Origin of the sequence: Cryobacterium mannosilyticum, from assembly GCF_004402705.1 — a bacterium.
GTDB classification, from domain to species: domain Bacteria; phylum Actinomycetota; class Actinomycetes; order Actinomycetales; family Microbacteriaceae; genus Cryobacterium; species Cryobacterium mannosilyticum.
The window spans coordinates 70906-91869 of sequence record NZ_SOFM01000050.1 but is presented as its reverse complement, the minus strand read 5'-3'; the positions used below and the strand labels follow the sequence as shown (position 1 = coordinate 91869).

The window sequence follows — 20964 nt, the reverse complement described above, 5'->3', positions numbered from 1 at the left end:
CATGACCACGACCGACGCCACCACGACCACCGCCGGCTCCCACGCGGCCGGCCACTTCGTCCCCGAGAACCTGCCGACCCGCATCCAGCACTACATCGGCGGCCGCTTCGTCGACAGCGTCTCCGGCAGGACCTTCGACGTGCTCGACCCGGTCTCCAACCAGACCTACGCCACCGCCGCCGCCGGCCAGCAGGAGGACATCGACCTGGCCGTGGCCGCCGCCACGGAGGCCTTCGAGAACGGGCCGTGGCCGGGCATGAAGCCGCGCGAGCGGTCCCGCATCCTGAACCGGATCGCCGACGCGATCGAGGCGCAGGATGCCCGCCTCGCCGAACTGGAAACGTTCGACACCGGCCTGCCGATCACCCAGGCCCTCGGCCAGGCCAACCGGGCGGCCGAGAACTTCCGCTTCTTCGCCGACCTGATCGTGGCGCAGGCCGACGACACCTACAAGGTGCCCGGCAGCCAGATCAACTACGTCAACCGCAAGCCGGTCGGCGTCGCCGGGCTGATCACCCCGTGGAACACCCCGTTCATGCTGGAAAGCTGGAAGCTCGCCCCGGCGCTGGCCTCCGGCTGCACGGTCGTGCTCAAGCCCGCCGAGTTCACGCCGCTCTCAGCCAGCCTGTGGGCCGGGATCTTCTCCGCCGCAGGTCTCCCCGACGGGGTCTTCAACCTGGTCAACGGCATCGGCGAGGAGGCCGGCGACGCGCTGGTCAAGCATCCGGGCGTGCCCCTCATCTCGTTCACCGGCGAGACCACGACCGGCCAGACCATCTACCGCAACTGCGCCGCCAACCTCAAGGGCATGTCGATGGAACTCGGCGGCAAATCCCCCGCCATCGTCTTCGCCGACGCCGACCTCGACGCCGCGATCGACTCGACCCTGTTCGGCGTCTTCTCGCTCAACGGCGAACGCTGCACGGCCGGCAGCCGGATCCTGGTCGAACGCACGGTCTACGACGACTTCTGCGCCCGCTACGCCGCCCGCGCCCGGAACATCGTCGTCGGCGACCCGCACGACCCGAAGACCGAGGTCGGCGCGCTCGTTCACCCCGAGCACTACGCCAAGGTGATGAGCTACGTCGAGATCGGCAAGACCGAGGGCCGCCTGCTCGCCGGCGGCGGCCGCCCGGCGCACCTGGCCGAGGGCAACTATGTGTCGCCGACCGTGTTCGCGGATGTCCCGCCCACGGCCCGCATCTTCCAGGAGGAGATCTTCGGCCCGGTGGTGTCGATCACCCCGTTCGACACCGATGAGGAGGCCCTGGCGCTGGCCAACGGAGTGAAATACGGCCTCGCCGCGTACCTCTGGACCGGCAACCTCACCCGGGCGCACACCTTCGCCCAGGCGATCGAGGCCGGCATGGTCTGGCTCAACTCGCACAATGTGCGCGACCTCCGCACCCCGTTCGGCGGGGTCAAGGCCTCGGGACTGGGCCACGAGGGCGGCTACCGTTCGATCGATTTCTACACCGACCAGCAGGCCGTGCACATCACCCTCGGCGCCGTGCACACCGCCCGCTTCGGCGCCGCCTGACCTGGATCTCGACAGGCTCGATCACCGGCGGTCAGACTCGATCACCGACGGCTGAGCCCGTCACCGGCGGTCGAGCCCGTCGAGACCACAACCACTGACACTCAATGAGGAGGATCCCCATGACCACCACCCCCATCCCCACCCCCGCGGCCACCCCGCCCGACATCCTGCGCTGCGCCTACATGGACCTCGTCGTCACCGACCTGGCCGCCTCCCGCGAGTTCTACGTGGACATCCTCGGCCTCGTCGTGACGGAGGAGAGCGACACCGAGATCTACCTGCGCAGCTTCGAGGAGTTCATCCACCACAACCTGGTGCTGCGCCAGGGCCCGGTGGCCGCGGTGTCCGCGTTCGCTTTCCGGGTGCGCTCCCCCCTCGACGTGGACCTTGCCGAGGCGTACTACCGCGAGCTCGGCTGCCGCACCGAGCGCCGCGCGAACGGCTTCGTCACGGGGATCGGCGACTCCGTGCGCGTCGAAGACCCGCTCGGCTTCCCCTACGAGTTCTTCTTCGACACCGAGCACGTGGAACGCCTCGCCTGGCGCTACGACCTGCAGGGTCCGGGCGCGCTCGTGCGTCTCGACCACTTCAACCAGGTCACCCCCGACGTCGGCCTCGGCCGCGGCTATCTGGAGGACCTCGGCTTCCGGGTCACCGAGGACATCCAGGACGCGGACGGCGTCACCTACGCGGCCTGGCTGCGCCGCAAGGACACCGTGCACGACACCGCCCTGACCGGCGGCGACGGCCCGCGGATGCACCACATCGCCTTCTCCACGCACGAGAAGCACAACATCATCTACATCTGCGACAAGCTCGGCGCGCTGCGCAAGTCCGACCTGATCGAGCGCGGCCCCGGCCGGCACGGCGTGTCCAACGCGTTCTACCTCTACCTGCGCGACCCCGACGGCCACCGGGTCGAGATCTACACCCAGGACTACTACACCGGCGACCCCGACAACCCCGTCGTCACCTGGGACGTGCACGACAACCAGCGTCGCGACTGGTGGGGAAACCCGGTGGTGCCGAGCTGGTACACGGATGCCTCCCTCGTGCTCGACCTCGACGGCACCCCCCAGCCCGTGATCGAACGCACCCAGTCGAGCGAGATGGCCGTGACCGTCGGCGCCGACGGCTTCTCCTACACCCGCAAGGGCGAGGAGATGCCCGAATACAAGCTCGGCCACCAGCTCTAACCGCCCGGGCGCCTCGAGGGCGATGAGAAGTGTCGCCGATGCGGACAATAGTCGCCGATGTGCGGGCGACAGTCGTCCGGCCTGGCGACAGTTGTCGAACGAAGGAGCAGGGGCCGGTCAGGTGGCGCGCAACTCGCCGCGCACGATGGAGTCGCCGGAGTGGGCCGGGTCGCCGTTGTCCGGTTCGGCGGACACGTCGACGAGCGGGTACTGGGCAAGGTCGAGCCCGTCGGGGATCGAGAACCGGCCGGTGGCGCCGTCGAGCAGTCCGATGCTGACCAGGCCGGAGGCATCCGCCTTGATCAGCCACACCTCGCGCAGGGGGGCGCTGCCCGTCCCCCCGGTGAGGTCGACCACCACCTCTCGGTGGCCGTCGGCGGCCTTCTCCACGTAGGCGGTGCCGCCGGCCGTCCAGCCGGGGAACGGGTCCAGTGTCGCCTCGGCGATCTTCGCTTCGACGACGGGGGGCGCGGCGTCCTGTCGCAGCGACTCCCACCAGATCCCGCCGCCGAGGCCGCCGACCAGGCCGACGATCCCGGCCGCGACGGTCAGCGGCAGCCAGAAACGGGCGCGGCGGGACCGGCCGTGAGCGTCGATCCGGGCGACCGGCGCGGGTCCGGCCGGAGGCGCCGGCTCGACGGGAGCCGAGACGGGACCGGGAGCCGGACCGGGACCGGGAGCCGGACCGGGACCGGGAGCCGGGCCGGGAGCCGAGACGGGACCGGGAGCCGGAGCGGGAGCCGAGACGGGACCGGCAGCCGGGACCGGACCGGGGACGGCTGGCGCGAGCGCCGCGGCATCCGTCACCGGTGCTGCGCGTGCCGGCCCCGCGCTCGCCGGAAAGTCGGAGCGCCGCGGAGTGCCCGCGACCGCGTCGGAGAGCCCGAGGGCGGAGTGGATGCGACCCCAGACGGCGTCGCCCGGCTCGAGGAGTTGCACGTCGCGCGCCGCGCGTCCGACCGCGACGGTGTGCTGCAGCGAGATCAGTTCGAGCGAGCACTCCGGGCATTCGGCCAGGTGGCGGCGCTCCGGTTCGGTGAGGTCGAGCTCAGCCATGGCTATGAGCGCGAGATCGTCCCGGTCAATGTGTGTCATCGTTCGCCTCCAATCTGGTGCGCAGCCTGGTCAGGCTTCGTCTGATGTGACTCTTCACGGTGCCGAGGGGCAATCCGAGGTTATCGGCGATTTGCGCGTGGGTCAGGTCGTCGTAGAACGCCAGCTGCATCACCCGCTGCGGCACCGGTTCGAGGCGTTGCAGCTCCTCGCTGATCAGCAGCCGGTCGGCGACGTCGGCCGATTGGTCGGGCTGGCTGAACTGGAGTTCCCCCATCACAGCCGCCTCGATCCGGCGTCGCCGCGAGCGGGCTTCGTGCGCGTCGGCCACCGCGTGCCGGGTGATGCCGACGAGCCAGGCCGGAAGCCGGGCGCGGGAGGGGTCGAAGCCGGCCCTGCCGTTCCAGGCTGAGATGAAGACCTTCTGGGTCACGTCCTCCGCCTCGCCGTGGTCGCCGAGCGAGCGCACGGCGATGGTGTGCACGAGCGCTGCCCAGCGGGCGTACGTCTCGGCGAGCGCGCGTTCGTCCCCCGAACGGAAGGCGGTGGCCAGCCGTGCGTGGTCGTCTGCATCGGTGATTGCGCTCACCACGCTGGGGTGCCTCCCGGTCGAATGCCGCTGCGACTGGTCGTACACCTCAGGCCTCCCCGCGAAGGACGCCTCGACCACCGTCGGCCTCAGCATAGCCACACCTTCTCACTCTGGGATGGATCGTGATCATGGGAGCGGATCCGCCGAGACGATCACGTTGGAGAGGTAGCGCTTCGCCTCGTAATCGAATTCGCCGCCGCAGGTCACCAGTGTCAGCCGGGAGGCACCCGACCGATCGAAGACACTGTCCCACGGGACGTCCGGTTTGAGGATCGACTGCACGCCGGTGACCGAGTAGCCGCGCTCCGACCCGTCGCTGAGCGTCAGAACGACCCGGGTTCCGGCAGACGCCGAGGCGAGCCGGGCGAACGGGCCGATGTCGTAGACGAGCGAGTCGACATGGGCGGCGATCACGGTCGCCCCGGCCGGGCTGGCCGGTGACGGGCCGAACCGGTACCAGGCGGCCACGGCGGGGTTCTTCGGCAGTTCCATGACGTTCTCCGCAGTCTGGCCGACCGCCTCGACCGCCATGTCGATGCCCAGGGTCTCCACTCGGATCCGGACGGGGGGTAGCGGGGCCGGCGCCTGGTTGGCGCTCAGGGTGGCGCTCACCGTCGGCACCGTCACCTCGGGGGCCGGCGCGGGGGCCGGCCTGGGGGGCGGAAGCACGGATGCCGGCGCGGGCGTCGTGACCGCCGTCGGCGCGGATGCCGGCGGAACCTGAGCCCCGGAGCATCCGCTGAGCAGAACGAGAGCCACAGCGAGCATCCCGATGGCGCCCACTGTGGCTCTCATCGTGCGGTCCCTGCTAGCGGCGCGCGGCCGCGGCCGAGCGACGCAGTCCGACGACCGCGGCCGCGCCGAGTGCGAGCAGCATTGCGGCGAAGGCGCCGAGCCAGAGCCCGGTCGTGTCCGCCGGCTTGTTCGTGGCGACCAGGCCTGCCTCACCGGCGGGGATGTTGCCGGGGTTCGAGTGCAGTCCGGCGATCGTCTGCACGCCGAGGGCGAGGTTCTTGTCGGCCAGGCTGCCCCAGGCGTAGACGATCGTGTTCGTGCCTTCCGCGACGTTGACATCCGCCGGCCCGATCACCGGGGCCGTGGTCCCCGTGGCGGCGACCGCCGCCGAGATGGTGGCGGCCGGCAGGTTCAGCACCGACTCCTTCGGGTTGACCAGGTTGGTGATGGCGGCCGCTCCGTTGGCGAGCACGTCGACCGCGGGCGCAGCGGCCACGTGCCGCACGGTCAGCCGGCCCTGGCCGGCCTCCAGCTTGCCGATGTCGTTGGTGAAGAGCGTCGCGGTCGGCTTGCCGGCGGCGTCGAGATGGGCGACGGCGGTGTAGTCCATCCCCGCCACGAGGGGCAGGTCAACCGGCCCGATGGCGGGCTTGCTCGCGTCGGCCGCATCCGACGCGGTGATCGCAACCTTGTAGGTGCCGGCCGGCAGGTCGAGCGGCCCGGCGAGGTCGCCCGGCTTGAAGTTGTCCAGGGTCAGCTTGTCGTTCACGTACACGTCGACGGTGAGGCCGGGTACGCCGTGGAAGACGGACAGTTTGGCGACCGGGTCGGCTGCCTGCGCCGGTGCGAGGCCGGTCAGGGCGATGAGGGCGCCGAGCGAGGCCGCCGTCATGCCGATCGTGAGGGACTTGCGCATGATTTCCTCCTGATGTGTGGGTCGCGGGGGGAATCCCCGCCGGGTGTGCCGGAGCACTCTTTAGCCATTACTTCCGGCGGACGGCCCGGATCGGATGCACCCGAACCTGATTTCTTTCACCCGGACACGTCGAGGGCCGCACGTCAACTGTCGTTGGGCGTGCGGCCCTCGAGGTGCGGACGAAGCCCCGTCGGTCGATGCGACCGGGCGTCGTAAGTGGCGATCCTTACTTGTGGTGGTCGTTGTGGTGGTCGTCGTGGTGGTCCTTGTGGTGGTGGTGTCCACCCCCGGTGAGGCCGACCGTCTGCACGGCGAACGCGAGGTTGTCAGCGTCCAGGCTGCCCCAGGCGTAGACGATGGTGTTCGTGCGCTTGGCGATCTCGACGTCGGTCGGCCCGATCAGCGGGTCGGTCGTTCCGGTTGCGGCCACCACGGCGGAGATGGTGCCGACCGGCAGGGTCAGCTCTTCCTCGTCGGGGTTGGTCAGGTCGCTCACCGCGGCCGCACCGTTCGCGAGCACGTCCACGGATGGCGCGGCCGCGATGTGGCGCACGGTGAGGCGCCCGTTGCCCTTGCCTGCCTTGTCGAGGTTGTTCGTGAACAGGGTGGCGGTGGGGTCACCGGCTTCGGTGAGGTGCGCTGCGACCGTGTAGTTGTCGCCTTCTTCCAGCGTCAGGTCGATCGGACCGATCACCGGGTGGCTGTCGTCGGTCGCGTCGGCGGCCGTGACGGCCACCGAGTACGTTCCGGCGTCGAGGGTGAGAGTGTCGGAGAACGTGCCCGGCTCGAAGTCGTCGAGGGTGAGCGCGCCGTCGACGTAGACGTCCACGGTCAGGCCCGGCACGCCGTGGAAGACGGTGAGTTCGGCGGTGCCTCCGTCGGAGTGGTGCCCGTCGTCACCGTGGTTTTCGCCGGCGCTGGCCGGCAGGATTCCTGCGAGAGCGACGAGTAGGCCGGCTGCGGTGCCAATTGCGATGGTCCTGTGCATGGTTACCTCCTGCATTTCGTTGGACGGGTGACCGCGCGGCCTCCCGCTGTCAATTCCAGCAACAAGGTAGTTCTGGATGCAACCCTTGAAGAAAAGTTTGACAAACCCCCCCGAATAGGGGACGGAATCAGGACAGGAAGTCCAGGGCCGCCTGCTTGAACTCGCGGGAGGTAAGCGAGTTCACGTGATCGCGGCCGGGCAGCTCCCGGTAGGCGGAGCCGCGGGCACGGGCCAGCTCGGCCACCCCGTCCGGGATCGGGTCGGCGCCGCCCGCCACGTACAGCACGGGGATGCCCGGCGGCAGGTCGAGTGCTGCCCCGGCGAATCCCTCCACGCAGGCCAGCAGGGCAGCCAGGTCTCCTCCCGCGGCGACGGCGGATGCGAGCACGGGTCCGAGCACGGCCGCGACCACCGGATCGGCCGGGGTCTGCCCGGCCAGCAGCCCGGCCAGCGTCGCCGGGCCGACGGACTCGAACAGTTCGACCGGCCCCGCTCCGCCGAGCACCAGGCGACCTACGCGTTCCGGTGCCAGCCGGGCGAGCGCCGCCGCGACCCGGGACCCCATCGAATAGGCCACCACGTCGACCTGGTCCAGGCCGAGCGCGTCGAGCAGGACCACGAGGTCGGCGGCCAGCTGCCGGGGTGCGTAGTCGGCGGCCCGGTGCGGTTTGTCGCTCCGCCCGTGGCCGCGCAGGTCGGGCGCGATCACGCCGCGTCCGGCCTCCTCAAGGAAGCGCAGCCAGCCCGTGCCGGCCCAGCTGAGCCTGGCGGTCGACGCAAACCCGTGCACGAGGAGGATCGGGCGATCCCCCGGCACGACGTCGTAGGCGATCCGCACGCCGTCGAGGCGCCGGGCGAAGGAGTCCAGCACGGGCGCGGGTCCGGCCCCCACCTAGGCGACCACGTCTGAGGTTGCCAGGACGGCCCCCGCGTAGGCCAGTTCGGCCAGCGCCGCCTCGCTGGCATCCGGGTTGACCCCGGCGACAAGGTCGGTGAGCACGCGCAGGTGCTGGCCGTGTTCGAGGGCATCGAGTCCGCTCGCGCGCACGCAGTGGTCGGTGGCGAGGCCGACGATGTCGACATCCGTCACACCGTTCGTGATCAGCAGTTCGCCCGTCTTGTCGCCGCCCTCCGAGACGCCGTCGAAGATCGAGTAGCCGGCCTCGCCCTGGCCCTTGCGGATGTGGATGGTGTGTTCCGGCAGCGTGAGCGCCCGGTGGTACTCGGCGCCCGGGGTGCCCGCCACGCAGTGCACCGGCCAGCTCTCGGAGTAGTCGGGTTCGCCGGACAGGGCGAAGTGGCCGCCGTTGTCGCCGTCGGGGTCGTGCCAGTCCCGGGAGGCGAACACACACGCGTAGGCGTTCGGGTGCTGTGCCAGGAGCGCGCTCACCCCGGCGGCGACGGCCGACCCGCCCGCGACGACAAGTGCGCCACCCTCTGTGAAATCGTTCTGGACGTCGATGATGAACAGTGCCCGTGTCACAGGTGGCTCCTTCGCTCGCCGGATGGGATCAGGTGTTCGACAGGTTGTCACCGCATCGGTAGAAACCGGCGGTGATGGTGTCGATCGCCTGCTTCGCATTATCGCCCACATCCCCGAGCGCGTAAACGGCGAAGGTCAGCGGCGTGCCGTCCGCGGCGTGGATCACACCGGCCAGGGTGTAGCCGGTGTCGATCCACCCGGTCTTGGCGAAGACGGAACCGTCCGCGACGGCGTTGTCGCCCGTGAACCGGTCGCTGTAGGACAGTGACCCGCTGTCCCCGCCGGCGACGGGCAGGCCGTCGAAGATGACGCCGAGGTTCCCCTCCCTGGCATTGATCTTGACGAACAGTTTCGTCAGGTAGGACGGCGGAACGGCGTTGTTGTCGCTCAGGCCTGAGCCGTCGGCGATCAGGATGCCGGTCGTGTCGATGCCGTAGGGGGCGAGCCCGGCGAGGGTGGATTTCTGCAGTGCCCCGAAGGTGTTCCCGGCCCCGGATTTCACCGCGACGAGCCGGGCGAGCATCTCGGCGAGCGCGTTGTCCGACACGATCAGCGCCTGTTTGATCAGGGTGGACACCGGCTGGGACTGCACCGAGGCGAGCTCTGCGGCGCCTGCCGGGGCCGTTCCGCGGCTGATCTCCACGTTGCCGCCGAGCGCGTCGGCGAACGCCTGCCCGGCGCGCCCGATCGGGTCGCTGCTGCGGGCGGAGGTGCTGCGGCCCGGGTTGTCCCGGTCGCCGTCGACCTGGAGGGCGGTGATCTCGGGCATGTACCCGTCGCCGAGTTCCTTGCGGTTCCAGCTCGGGTCCCAGCCGGGGTCGCCGAAGGAGGAGGAGTCGAGCACGAGCCGCGTGATCGGCGGATGCGCCGGGTCGGCCTGCCACGCCGCGATGGTCTTCGCGGCAAGGTCGTCGAGGTGCGCGGCCCCGGTGTACACCGATTCATCGCCGGTCGGGGTGCGGGACAGGGTGAGGTCTCCCCCGCCGACCAGCACGACCGTTCCCGGTTCGCTGCCGGCCAGCACTGTCGTCGTGGCCCGGTAGTCGGGGCCGAGCACGCTCAGCGCGGCTGCCGAGGTCAGCACTTTGAGCACGCTCGCGGTGCGGGACGGCGTGTTGCCGCCACGGTCGAAGAGGACCTCGCCGGTGCTGGCGTTGACCACCTGGGCCTGGAAGTTCGCGAGCCGGGGGTCGGCGGCCAGGCCGGCCACCGAGCAGCTGCGGAGCCGGCTGGCGGTGGTGGCATCGGACGGGGCGGGCCGGGGCGGCGCGGCCGTCGGGGTGGGGCTGGGGGTGGCGGCCCGGACACGGAGGGCGGCGGGAGCGTTGGCCGGGACGGTCGAGGCGCCCGCGACGACGGCCCCGGTGCCGAGGAGGGCGAACAGCGCCGCACCGGCTCCGATCAGGGCCAGCGTGCGGTGCCGGGCGATGAAGCCGGCGATGCCGGGCCGCGGGGTGTCCTGTTCTTCCACCCGTGTACTGTACCTGCCGTCGATGTGAGGCAGCCTCGGCTTGGCGGGCCCGCGTCTCCGCCCGTTACGCCGTGGCAACCGCCGCGCGACGCAGGAGGAGCCAGGCGTCCAGGTCGGCCACGGGGAGCGGCCGCGACAGGTGGAATCCCTGTGCTTGGTCGCAGCCGTACCGCACGAGCTCGTCGTAGGCCACGGCATCCTCCACTCCCTCGGCGACGGCGCTCATCCCCAGGCTGTGGGCGAGGTCGACGATGGAGGAGACGAGCGCCGCGGCGCGCGCGTCGTCGGCCATCGGCATGATGAAGGACCGGTCCAGCTTGAGCTCGTCGATGGGCAGGTCCCGCAGGTAGGCGAGCGAGCTGTAGCCGGTCCCGAAGTCGTCGACGGCGATCCGGATTCCCGTCTCGCGTAACTGGGTGAGGATCTCCTGCGCCCGCTCCCGGTCGTTCAGCAGGAATTCCTCGGTGATCTCCAGGGTCAGGGCGGAGGTCGGCAGGCCCCGGGACGAGAGCTGCGCGCGAACCCGCGCCGGCAGTTCGGCGTCGAGCAGTGAACGCGCCGAGAGGTTCACGGCGACCGCGAGCGGATGACCCTCGGCCCGCCAGAGCGCGGCCTGGTCGAGGGCCTTGTCGAGCACCACATGCGTCATGGCGTGCATCAGCCCGGATTCCTCGACCAGATCGAGGAACTGCCCCGGTTGAAGCAGGCCGCGGGCGGGGTGCTGCCAGCGCACGAGCGCCTCGACGCAGTTCACCTGCCCCGTCGGCAGGTCGATCTTCGGCTGGTAGTGGAGCACCAGCTGGTCCTCGTGAATTGCCAGGCGCAGCTCCTGCACGGTGCGCAGCCGGGCGTCCCCGTGGCTGTCGTCGGAGCTGCGGTAGACGTGGTGCCCGGTGCCGCCGGCCTTCGCCTTGTACATGGCCATGTCGGCCTTCCGCAGCAGCCCGGTCAGGTTGTCGCTCTGCTCCGGGTAGAGCGCGATCCCGACCGAGACGCTGGTCTGCAGGGTGATCCCGGCGAGGGTGAACGGTTCGGCCAGGGCCGCCTGCACCGTCGCCGCGACGGCCTCCGCCTCGGCGGGGCCCGCGTCGTCGAGGAGGATCGCGAATTCGTCTCCGCCGAGGCGTGCCAGCAGGTCCCGCGTTCGCAATTGGTCGGCCAGGCGTCGACCGACCTGCACGAGCAGCTCGTCGCCGACATCGTGGCCGAGGCTGTCGTTCACCTCCTTGAACCGGTCCAGGTCGAGCAGCATCAGTGCGCTCCTCGGGCCTCCCGAGGCGAGGCGTAGGGGCACGTCGAGGTAGAGCGCCCGCCGGTTGGGCAGTCCGGTGAGGTCGTCGGTGCGCGCCTGGCGGCGGAGGTCGGCCATCCGGCCGAGATCCCGGAACGCGACGGCCGTGCGCAGGCTCGCCCCGGCGAGGGTCGCGGTCGCCAGCACGACGGCGAGGAGGGAGAGCCTCACCTGGGTGCCGAGGAGGAGCACCAGGACCCCGGCGGCCGTGGCCACCACGGGCACGATCAGGGAGAGGACGCCGGTCAGCCGGCGGCCGACCGCACCCGGCGGCCGGGTCAGGCCGTCCACCCAGAGGGCGATCAGGGTCAGGCCGACGGCCCAGCCGCCGTCCAGCAGCGTGCCGATCGCGTAGCTGTCGCCGGCGATCTGCTCCGCGTAGATCACGTCGGTGGCGGCGAAGACCAGTAGGCCGGAGACGAGGATGCCCCAGCGACCGCCGACGTCCAGCCCCCGGGCGGAGGCGACGCCGACCACGGCGGCGACCAGCACGAGGTCGAGCAGGGGGAAGGCGGTCGCGACCGCCGTGGCAAGACTGAACCCGCCGGCCTGGGCCGCGAGGAGGATCGGACTGAGCAGAGCCGCGAGCAGGGCCGCGGCGCCGAGCGCGCCGACCGCGCTGTCGAGCGAGACCGCCCGGGGAAGCGCGCGAAGCTGCCGGGAGACCAGAATGGCGAGCGCCCCGAGGATGAGCGGGTAGAACAGCAGGTATCCGAAGTCGGCGGGCGAGGGGAAGCTCAGCGCCTCCCCATCGCCGAGCGCCAGCACGTAGTACTGGTTCGAGGCCGCGAAGACGGTGACGGCGGCCCCGGCCAGGAGCACCAGCATCCGTCGGAAGCCGGAGCGGTAGACCGCGCGCCAGCACAAAGCCGCGGGGATCCACTGGGTTATCGTGCCCAGCCAGCCGTTGACCACCGGACGGAGGTCGTCGCTGGGGAGCGCCAGCCCGGCCAGGTAGACGGTGAGCAGCAGCAGCATCGCCCAGACCAGCCGGTTGCCGGGTCCGAACACGCGGGCGGAACGTGTCGGCAGGCTGGTCGTCGCGGCTGTCCCCACACCTGCCCCCTCCTGCTCCTTGATCAGGATATCGGCGGCACCAGGCGGGCCGGCCGGTTTGGCCGGCCCGCGCGCACCCCAGAATGGGTGACGCGGCAGAGTCCGGCGGCTACTCGCCGGGGTAGCGCAGCCCGATCTGCTCGCGCACGGCGTCGAGGGTCTCCATGATCGCGACCATCTCCTCGACCGGCAGGATGTCGCTCGAGATCTTCCCTGCCCGGATGAGCTTCTCGGCCTCGATCGCCTGGAAGTGCATGCCGCGCCCGGTGATCGGGGCGCTGAAGGTTTCGATGATCTCGTTCGCGCTGTCGCGCACCCGGATCGTCGTGGGCGCGTACCAGGTTCGGTCGATGTCGATCCGGCCGGCGGTGCCGAGGATGGTCGCGGTGTTCGGGCCGGCCGTGTCGCTCGCGGAGAGGGTCTGGGCGATCTGACCGCCCGGGTAGCGGAACGTCGTCGCGACCTGGGCGTCGGCGCCGGTCGGCTTGAACGTCGCGGTCGCCAGGATCGTCTCCGGGCGCCCGAACAGTTCGGAGGCGAAGGTGAGCGGGTAGATGCCGAGGTCGAGGAGGGCGCCGCCGCCGAGTGCCATCGAGTTGAGGCGGTGCTCCGGGGCTTCCGGCAGACTCTGGGTGTGGTCGGCGATGAGCGTGTGCACGTCCCCGATCGTGCCGGCGGCGAGGATCTCCCTGATCCGCACCATGTGCGGCAGGAACCTGGTCCACATGCCCTCGAGCACGAGCAGCCCCTTGCTCGCGGCGAGGTCGACGATCTCCCGGGCTTCGCGGCCGTTCAGCGTGATCGGCTTCTCGATCAGCACGTGCTTGCCCGCGTTGAGCATCAGGCGGGCGTTCTCGGCGTGGAACGGATGCGGCGTGGAGATGTAGACGATGTCGACGTCGGGGTCGTCGGCGAGGGCCTCGTAGCTCGGGTGGGCGGTGGGGATGCCGAACTCGGCCGCGAACGCGTCGGCAGAGGCCTGGGCGCGGGAGGCCACCGCCTGCACCCGGAAACCGCCCAGGACGAGGTCGTTGGTGAATGCGTGGGCGATCCCGCCCGTGGCCAGGATTCCCCAGCGGATTGCGTCGGTCATGGGCTTCAGCCTACCCACGGCGGAATAGCCCGCCCCCGCGCACCTCCCGTCGAATTCGACGGAGATTTTCACGTTTTGGCGCACAGAACGCCGTTTTTGGGGCATCCAGGCCAAAATCTCCGTCGAATTCGACGGGCAGGGCGCTCGCGGCGCCGCTGTGAGAAGCCGGCGCAGGGTGCCCCGTGAGCCGGCTTCCAGGACGCCGGCCACGAGAGACAGTGGAGCCGCCTATCAGAATCGAACTGATGACCTTCTCATTACGAGTGAGACGCTCTACCGACTGAGCTAAGGCGGCGTGACGCACGATTCCTCCCTCACGGAAGGGCTCGGTGACACAGCAACAAAGCTTAGCTGGTCCGGAGGGTCATCTCGTACAGTTCGGCGAATGACGCGCTGACCTGGTCGGCCAGCGGCCGGGACGCGTCGCCCTCGGCCCAGCACCGCCAGGCGTGGCGTACGGCGGCCACGGCCACGAGCGTGAAGAGCAGCGCGCGCTGGTGCAGCCGCACCGGGTCGGCGGCGAGGTCGGGATCGTCGGCGGCGAAACGTTCGGTGATGATGTCCTGCAGCCGGGCTTCGAAGTTGCGCAGGGTCGCCATCCGCAGGCCGAACAGGTAGGGGTTCTCCTTCATCACGGTGCGGCGCAGCTGGTGGATCTCCCGGTCACCCTCGGTGTTCTTCAGGCTCGAGGCGAGCAGTTCGGCGAGCTGGGCGAGGATGTCCCCCGAGGGACCGCCGTGCACGAAGGCGGCGATGTCTTCCGCGGAGGCCAGGTCCAGTTCGTCGCCGACCATGGCGGCGTCCTTGGAGGAGAAGTAGTTGAAGAAGGTGCGCGGGGACACGTCGGCGGCCCGGCTGATGTCCTCCACGGTCACCTTGTCCATTCCGCGCTCGCAGGAGAGGAGCAGCACCGCTCGCTGGATGGCTCGCCTGGTGGCCAGCCGCTTACGCTCGCGCAGGCCTGGTTCTTCGTGTTCCGCCGACATCCTTCAATTCTTACACAGTGCGCAATTCTGCACCCCGGCAGTCGAGGATGGTCGATTCTCCGGCCCGGACGGTCAGCACCTGGGGTCGGTCGCCGGCACCGTGCCCTTGAGCAGGAAGTCGTCCACCGCGTTGTTGACGCAGGCGTTGGACTTGTTGTAGGCGGTGTGGCCCTCGCCCGTGTAGGTGACGAGGTGGCCGCTGTCGAGCTGGCCGGCCAGGTTCTTCGCCCACACGTAGGGGGTGGCCGGGTCGTTCGTCGTGCCGACGACGAGGATCGGTGCGGCGCCCGTGGCGTGGATCTGCGTGCGCTGACCGGTGAACGTGTGCGGCCAGTTGGCGCAGCCGATGTCCCCGAACGCCATGTACTTGCCGATCACGGGCGCGGCGGCCTCGATCTGGGCGGCCTGGGCACGCATCGCGGCCGGGTCGTCGTTGTAGCTGTAGTCGACGCAGTTGATGGCCATGAACGCCTCGGTGGAGTTGTCGCGGTAGCTGCCGTCCTTGTTGCGGCCGTTGTAGCCGTCCGCGAACTGGAAGGCGGCATCCGCGTCGCCCTGCAGAACAGTGGTGAACATCTCGCTCAGGTTGGGCCACGCCTCGGCCTGGTAGAGCGGGTAGATGATCGCGGTGAGCAGCGTGTTGGCCCCGAGCTTCCTGCCGTCGGTGGCCGTGATCGGGCTCGCGTCCACCGAGGCGAGCAGCGAGCCGATGGTGGACATGGCGTCGTCGACGGTACCGTCGAACGGGCACTTCGCGCCGTCGAGACAGTCGGCGAGATAGGCGCGCAGCGCATTCTCGAAGCCCGTCGCCTGCACCCGGGTCACCTCGGCGTTGCTGGTGGACGGGTCGAGCGCGCCGTCGAGGGCGAGCCGGCCGACCTTGCCGGGGTAGAGGTCTGCGTAGGTGGCGCCGAGGAAGGTCCCGTAGGAGTAGCCGAGGTAGCTGAGCTTCTTGTCGCCGAGGGCGGCGCGCAACAGGTCGAGGTCGCGGGCGGCGCTCACGGTGTCCACCTGCCCGAGCAGCGCCCCGGTGTTCTTCGCGCAGGCTGCGCCGAAGTCGGCGGACGCGGTCTCGAGCTCCTGGATCCAGGCATCCGTTCCGCGCGCGGCCGTGGTCAGGCCGTAGAGGTACTGGTCCATCTGGGCGGGCTGGTAGCACTTCACCGCGGAGGACCGGCCGACCCCGCGCGGGTCGAAGCCCACGATGTCGAACCCTGCCTGCAGCTTCGCATCCGTGGCGTAGTCCAGCGAATCCTTCACGAAGTCATAACCGGAGCCTCCGGGGCCGCCGGGATTGACCAGCAGCGAGCCGACCCGGCTGCCGGAGGCAGGGTGACGCACCAGGGCGAGGTCAACGGTGCCCGCCGCCGGGTCGGCCCAGTCCAGGGGCGCGGATGCCGTGGTGCACTGCAGCCCGGAGCCGCAGTCCTTCCATTTCAGCACCTGGCTGTAGAACGGTTCGAGGTCGGCGCTGACCTTCTCGGTGGTCGGCGATGAGGTGGACCGGGCCTGCTGGGGAAGGAACAACGGCACGCACGCGCTCAGCCCCATCGTCACTGCGAGCGCGGCCGCCAGGGTCGTCGCCAGCACCGTGACGGTGCGCGTGCGGGTTCGTCTGCTCAATGGTTCCTCTTCCGTGAAGGGTGCTGTACCGGGCTAGGTGCGGCGGATCGCGGACACCAGCATCGCCTCGAGGGCGAGGGCCGGTGCAACGTTCGATTCGATTCTCTGGCGGGCCAGGGCGATCGCATCCAGGGTGGCGAGCGTCGCGGTCGGCTGGCAGGCGCTGCCGGCGCCGCGCACCTCGGTGAGGAGCTCGCGGTTGATCACGCTCTGTTCGCGCCCCAGCTGCACCATGATGACGTCGCGGTAGAGCGAGGTGAGGTCGACCAGGATCCGGTCGATGCCGTCGCGGAGGCTGCGGGTCGCCCGCCGTTTCTGGTCGTCCTCGAGGGCCTTGATCTGGCTGCGCAGCCCCGGCGGCACGGACTGGCCCGGCTCGACTCCGAGGGAGCGCAGAACGCCCTCCCGTTCGACGGCGTCCCGCTCCAGGGTGATGGCCTTGGCGTCGTCGCTGGCGATGGCGAGCAGTCGGGCCGCCGCATTGACGGCGGCAGACACCCCGCGGATGCCGAGGGCCGCCCGCAGGGTCTCCTCACGCCTGGCCCGCGCCTCGGGGTTGGTCGCCAGGCGGCGGGCCATGCCGATGTGGCTCTGCGCCTCCCGGGCCGCCCGTTCCGCGGTGGCCGGTTCGACGCCGTCGCGGCTCATCAGCAGTGCGGCGACGTCGTCGACGCTGGGCACGCGCAGGCGCACCGAGCGCACCCGGGACCGGATGGTGGGCAGCAGGTCGGCTTCGCTCGGGGCGCAGAGGATCCAGACGGTGCGCTCAGGCGGCTCCTCGAGGGCCTTGAGCAGCACGTTCGAGGTGCGTTCGACCATCCGGTCGGCGTCTTCGACGACGATCACCCGGTAGCGGCCCACCGACGGCGAGTACTGGGAGCGCTGCACGGCCTCTTTCACCGACTCCATCTTGATGATGACGCCCTCGGTCGACAGCACGATCAGGTCGGGGTGGGTGCGCGCGTCGACCAGGCGGCGGGCGCTCTCGTCGCCCTCCGGCGTGCCGGGGCTGAGCAGGGCCGTGGCGAAGGCGAAGGCGAGGTTGGACCGGCCGGACCCGGGCGGACCGGTGATCAGCCAGGAGTGCGTCATCGACGACCCCGCGGAGGACGACCCCGCGGAAGAGGACCCCGCGGTCCCGGAACCGGGCGTCCGGGCCGCTTTGGCGGCCGGCCGCTCCGCCGCCGCCCGGAAGATGGCGATCGCGTCCGCTTGACCGGTCAGGTCATCCCACACGTTCATCGGACCAGAATACCTTTCGTCGGTGACACTCTCCTGAGCAGACGCGTCGGCCCGCGAGGGCTAGCGGAGGAGGGTGGCGACCCGGGCCCGGATGGTCGCGGCGATCGTCTCGACCGGCTCGGTGGCATCCACGATGAGGAATCGCTCCGGTTCGGCGGCGGCCAGCCTGAGGAAGGAGGCGCGCACCCGGCGGTGGAAGTCGGCCTTCTCCGCCTCGAGCCGGTCGAAGCGCTTGTTGGCGTTGTCGAGTCGTCCGCGGGCGGCGGTTTCATCCAGGTCGAGCAGGATCGTCAGCTGTGGCAGCAGGCCCTCCGCCGCCCAGAGCGACAGGTCGCGGATCTCGGTGCCGCCGAGTACCCGGCCGGCACCCTGGTAGGCGACCGAGGAGTCGAGGTAGCGGTCCTGGATGACGACCTCGCCGCGAGCCAGGGCCGGGCGCACCGCGGTCGCGATGTGCTGCGCGCGGTCGGCCGCGTAGAGCAGGGCCTCGGCGCGGGGCGCCACCTCGCCGCGGTGGTGCAGCACGATGTCGCGGATCAGGACCCCGACCGGCGTGCCGCCGGGCTCGCGGGTGCGAAGCACCGTGCGGCCCTGGCCGGCGAGCCAGTCGGAGAGCAGCCCCGCCTGGGTGGACTTGCCGGAGCCGTCGCCGCCCTCGAGGGTGATGAAGAGGCCGGTCACGACTGCGCGGATGCCGTCGCCGCCGCCGCCTTGATCGCCGCGTTCGTTGCACGGGTGGCTGCGGCCTTCGCCGCGGTGGCCGCCTTCTGGGCCGGGGTGGCCGGCTTGCGCACGGTCGTGCTCGCCCCCGATGCAGCCGGCTTCCTGACGGCAGCCTTCTTCACGGGCGCCTTCCCGGCCACGGCCTTCTTCGCCGGCGCCTTCTTCGCCGGCGCCTTCTTGGCGGCCGTCTTCTTCACGACGGGGCCCTTGGCGCGCTTGTCGGCGAGCAGCTGAACGGCACGGTCGAAATCGACCTCCTCGACGCTTTCGGCCTTGGGGATGGTCGCGTTGGTGACCCCGTCGGTGACGTAGGCGCCGAAGCGGCCGTCCTTGATCTTGATCGCCTTGCCGCTCTCGGGGTCGGGCGTCTCGAACTCCTTGAGCGCGCTCGAGGCCCGTTTCGCCCCGTACTTGGGCTGCGCGTAGAGTTCGATCGCGCCGGCGAGGTCGATCTCGAAGATCTGGTCCTCTTCGCTCAGCGACCGGGTGTCGACCCCCTTCTTGAGATAGGGGCCGAACTTGCCGTTCTGCGCGGTGATCTCGGCGCCCGTCTCCGGGTCGATCCCGACGACGCGCGGAAGCGCCAGCAGGTGCAGTGCGGTGTCCAGGTCGATCGTGGCCAGGTCCATCGACTTGAACAGCGATGCGGTGCGGGGCTTGACCGCGGCCGCCTTCTTCGCGGCCGGCTTGCGCTTGGGCTTGGTAGCGGTGGCGGTCGCGGTGGCTGCCGGAGCGGCCGAGTCGGCCAGCAGGGTCACCTCGCCGGTGACCGGGTCCACGGTCTCGCCGGGCTCGATGACCTCGGGCTCGGGCTCCAGCTCCGTGACGTACGGGCCGAACCGGCCGTCCTTGGCCACGATGGACTTGCCGTTGTCGGGGTTGATCCCGATCACCCGGTCGGTGATGACCGGCGCGTCGATGAGCTCCCTGGCCTTGGCCGGGGTCAGCTCGTCCGGTGCGAGGGCCGGCGGGATGTTCACCCGGCGCGGCGGGGCATCCGGGCCGGCGTCGGGGTCGGGGACCTCGAGGTAGGGGCCGTACTTGCCGATTCGCAGGGTGATGTCGTCGCCGATCGGCATCGAGTTGACCCTGCGGGCGTCGATCTCACCGAGGTTGTCGATCACCTGGCGCAGGCCTCGGTGTTTGTCCGAGCCGAAGTAGAAACTGGTCAGCCAGTCCACCCGGTCGGCCTTGCCGTCGGCGATGCGGTCGAGGTCGTCTTCCATCTCGGCGGTGAAGTCGTATTCGACCAGGTCGGAGAAGTATTCCTCGAGCAGCCGCACGACGGAGAATGCGATCCAGTTGGGCACGAGCGACTGGCCGCGGGGAGTGACGTAGCCGCGCTCGGTGATCGTGGAGATGATGGACGCGTACGTCGACGGGCGCCCGATGCCGAGCTCCTCGAGCTTCTTGACCAGGCTCGCCTCCGTGTACCGGGCGGCCGGGGTGGTCTCGTGGCCCTTGGCTTCCATTTCGAGCATGGTCAGGGCCTGGCCCTCCGCGAGCGGCGGCAGCTTCGACTCGGTCGGGTCGGTCGGGGCGTTGCGTTCCTCGTCCCGGGATTCCTCGTAGGCGAGCAGGAAGCCGCGGAAGGTGATCACGGTGCCGCTGGCCGAGAACTCGGCGATCGCGCCGGATGCCGCGGGGTGCTCGGCGGGGCCGGTGGGGCCGGCCGCGATGGTGACCGACGCGGTCGAGCCGGTCGCATCCGCCATCTGCGATGCGACGGTGCGCTTCCAGATCAGGTCGTAGAGCTTGTAGTCGTTGCCGCGGAGCGACGACGACAGCGAGGCCGGCGTGCGGAAGGTGTCGCCCGACGGGCGGATCGCCTCGTGCGCCTCCTGGGCGTTCTTGCTCTTGCCCTTGTAGAGGCGCGGCTGGGCCGGCACCGTTTCGGGGCCGTAGAGGGCGGACGCCTGGGTGCGTGCGGCGGTGATGGCCTGCTGCGACAACGACGGCGAGTCGGTACGCATATAGGTGATGTACCCGTTTTCGTACAGCGACTGGGCCACGCTCATGGTCTGGCGGGCGGTGAAGCGGAGCTTGCGCGCCGCTTCCTGCTGCAGCGTCGAGGTGGTGAACGGCGCGGCGGGGCTGCGACGGTAGGGCTTGGAGGCCACCTTCGTCACGGTCACGGCAACGTCGGGCGCCTTGAGCGCTTCGGCGAGGGCGAGGGCGGATGCCTCGTCGAGGGTCGCCGCGGCCACCTTCGGCTTGAGCTTTCCCAGGTCGTCGAAGTCGCCACCGGTGGCGATGCGCTCGCCGCCGAGGCGCACGAGCTTGGCCTGGAAGGCGGCATCCGTCTGGCCGGCGCCGGGAGCGAGCTGCGCCAACAGGTCCCAGTAGCCGACCGAGACGAACGCGAGGCGTTCACGTTCGCGTTCGACGACGAGCCGGGTCGCCGCGGACTGCACCCGGCCGGCGGAGAGGCCGGGGCCGACCTTGCGCCAGAGCACCGGGGAGATCTCGTAGCCGTAGATGCGGTCGAGGATGCGCCGGGTCTCCTGGGCGTCGACCAGCGCGGTGTCGAGGTCGCGGGTGTTGTCCCTGGCCTGGAGGATGGCCTCCTTGGTGATCTCGTGGAACACCATGCGCTTCACGGGGACCTTGGGCTGCAGCACCTGCAGAAGATGCCAGGCGATGGCCTCGCCTTCGCGGTCCTCATCAGTTGCGAGCAGGAGTTCGTCGGCGTTCTTCATCGCCCGCTTGAGTTCGGCGACGGTCTTCTTCTTGGCGTCGGACACCACGTAGTACGGTTCGAAGCCGTTGTCGACGTCGACGGAGAACTTGCCGAGCGGGCCCTTCTTCAGCTCGGGCGGCAGATTTTTGGGCTCGATCAGGTCGCGGATGTGGCCGACCGAGGACAAAACCTCGTAGCCGTCGCCCAGATAAGCCGCAATCGACTTCATCTTGGTCGGCGATTCGACAATGACCAGCTTCTTAGTGCCTGGCACCAGACTCCTCTTTATAGGTAAC

17 protein-coding genes and 1 tRNA gene are annotated in these 20964 nt (G+C 70.2%); 2 read left to right on the top strand and 16 right to left on the bottom strand.

All coding sequences use genetic code 11. From position 1 onward, the window contains the following. Position 1 precedes the first annotated feature (1 nt). Entirely contained in the window at positions 2-1540 is a 1539-nt protein-coding gene (hpaE, locus tag E3O32_RS16720) for a 5-carboxymethyl-2-hydroxymuconate semialdehyde dehydrogenase (protein ID WP_134510965.1), read from the top strand. Between the two features lie 119 nt (positions 1541-1659). Continuing rightward, positions 1660-2736 (top strand): 3,4-dihydroxyphenylacetate 2,3-dioxygenase, encoded by a 1077-nt coding sequence (hpaD, locus tag E3O32_RS16715; protein ID WP_134510964.1) that lies wholly within the window; start codon positions 1660-1662, stop codon positions 2734-2736. 117 nt (positions 2737-2853) lie between these two features. Here hpaD and E3O32_RS16710 read toward each other — a convergent pair whose 3' ends face one another. The 16 genes from E3O32_RS16710 to topA form a co-directional block, all read right to left on the bottom strand. Further along, positions 2854-3831 (bottom strand): anti-sigma factor, encoded by a 978-nt coding sequence (locus tag E3O32_RS16710; RefSeq protein ID WP_134510963.1) that lies wholly within the window; start codon positions 3829-3831, stop codon positions 2854-2856. Then, complete coding sequence (locus tag E3O32_RS16705; RefSeq protein WP_134510962.1) at positions 3818-4474, bottom strand: RNA polymerase sigma factor; 657 nt, start codon at positions 4472-4474, stop codon at positions 3818-3820. Before E3O32_RS16705 ends, E3O32_RS16710 begins: the two co-directional genes overlap by 14 nt. A gap of 33 nt (positions 4475-4507) precedes the next feature. Continuing rightward, positions 4508-5176, bottom strand: coding sequence for a class F sortase (locus tag E3O32_RS16700; protein ID WP_134510961.1), 669 nt, complete (start codon positions 5174-5176; stop codon positions 4508-4510). 13 nt (positions 5177-5189) lie between these two features. Continuing rightward, positions 5190-6032: a DUF4397 domain-containing protein gene (locus tag E3O32_RS16695; protein ID WP_134510960.1), complete on the bottom strand. Its 843-nt coding sequence runs from the start codon at positions 6030-6032 to the stop codon at positions 5190-5192. Positions 6033-6258: 226 nt separating this feature from the next. Then, the gene (locus tag E3O32_RS16690) at positions 6259-7020 is read right to left on the bottom strand and encodes a DUF4397 domain-containing protein (RefSeq protein ID WP_134510959.1); all 762 of its coding nucleotides are present in this window, start codon (positions 7018-7020) and stop codon (positions 6259-6261) included. 127 nt (positions 7021-7147) lie between these two features. Beyond that, positions 7148-7912, bottom strand: a complete 765-nt coding sequence (locus E3O32_RS16685) for an alpha/beta fold hydrolase (protein ID WP_241975074.1) — start codon at positions 7910-7912, stop codon at positions 7148-7150. Next, positions 7913-8503 carry an isochorismatase family protein gene (locus tag E3O32_RS16680; protein ID WP_134510958.1) on the bottom strand — a complete coding sequence of 197 codons (591 nt, stop codon included), beginning with the start codon at positions 8501-8503 and terminating at the stop codon, positions 7913-7915. A 28-nt stretch (positions 8504-8531) separates the two neighbouring features. Continuing rightward, entirely contained in the window at positions 8532-9974 is a 1443-nt protein-coding gene (locus E3O32_RS16675; RefSeq protein WP_166790885.1) for a D-alanyl-D-alanine carboxypeptidase/D-alanyl-D-alanine-endopeptidase, read from the bottom strand. Between the two features lie 64 nt (positions 9975-10038). Next, positions 10039-12321, bottom strand: coding sequence for a putative bifunctional diguanylate cyclase/phosphodiesterase (locus tag E3O32_RS16670; protein ID WP_134510956.1), 2283 nt, complete (start codon positions 12319-12321; stop codon positions 10039-10041). Between the two features lie 109 nt (positions 12322-12430). Next, positions 12431-13414, bottom strand: a complete 984-nt coding sequence (locus tag E3O32_RS16665; RefSeq protein ID WP_134510955.1) for a Gfo/Idh/MocA family protein — start codon at positions 13412-13414, stop codon at positions 12431-12433. Positions 13415-13633: 219 nt separating this feature from the next. Further along, positions 13634-13709, bottom strand: a tRNA-Thr gene (locus E3O32_RS16660). A gap of 52 nt (positions 13710-13761) precedes the next feature. Next, positions 13762-14400, bottom strand: a complete 639-nt coding sequence (locus tag E3O32_RS16655; protein WP_134510954.1) for a TetR/AcrR family transcriptional regulator — start codon at positions 14398-14400, stop codon at positions 13762-13764. 72 nt (positions 14401-14472) lie between these two features. Continuing rightward, a complete protein-coding gene (locus E3O32_RS16650; RefSeq protein WP_241975073.1) occupies positions 14473-16023 on the bottom strand; it encodes an alpha/beta hydrolase in 1551 nt (516 codons plus the stop codon). Positions 16024-16056: 33 nt separating this feature from the next. Then, positions 16057-17265 (bottom strand): DNA polymerase III subunit delta', encoded by a 1209-nt coding sequence (locus E3O32_RS16645; protein WP_134510953.1) that lies wholly within the window; start codon positions 17263-17265, stop codon positions 16057-16059. Between the two features lie 60 nt (positions 17266-17325). After that, entirely contained in the window at positions 17326-17946 is a 621-nt protein-coding gene (gene tmk, locus E3O32_RS16640) for a dTMP kinase (RefSeq protein ID WP_241975072.1), read from the bottom strand. Next, complete coding sequence (topA, locus tag E3O32_RS16635) at positions 17943-20942, bottom strand: type I DNA topoisomerase (RefSeq protein ID WP_134510951.1); 3000 nt, start codon at positions 20940-20942, stop codon at positions 17943-17945. The genes tmk and topA overlap by 4 nt, the downstream gene beginning before the upstream one ends. Between the last annotated feature and the right edge of the window lie 22 nt (positions 20943-20964).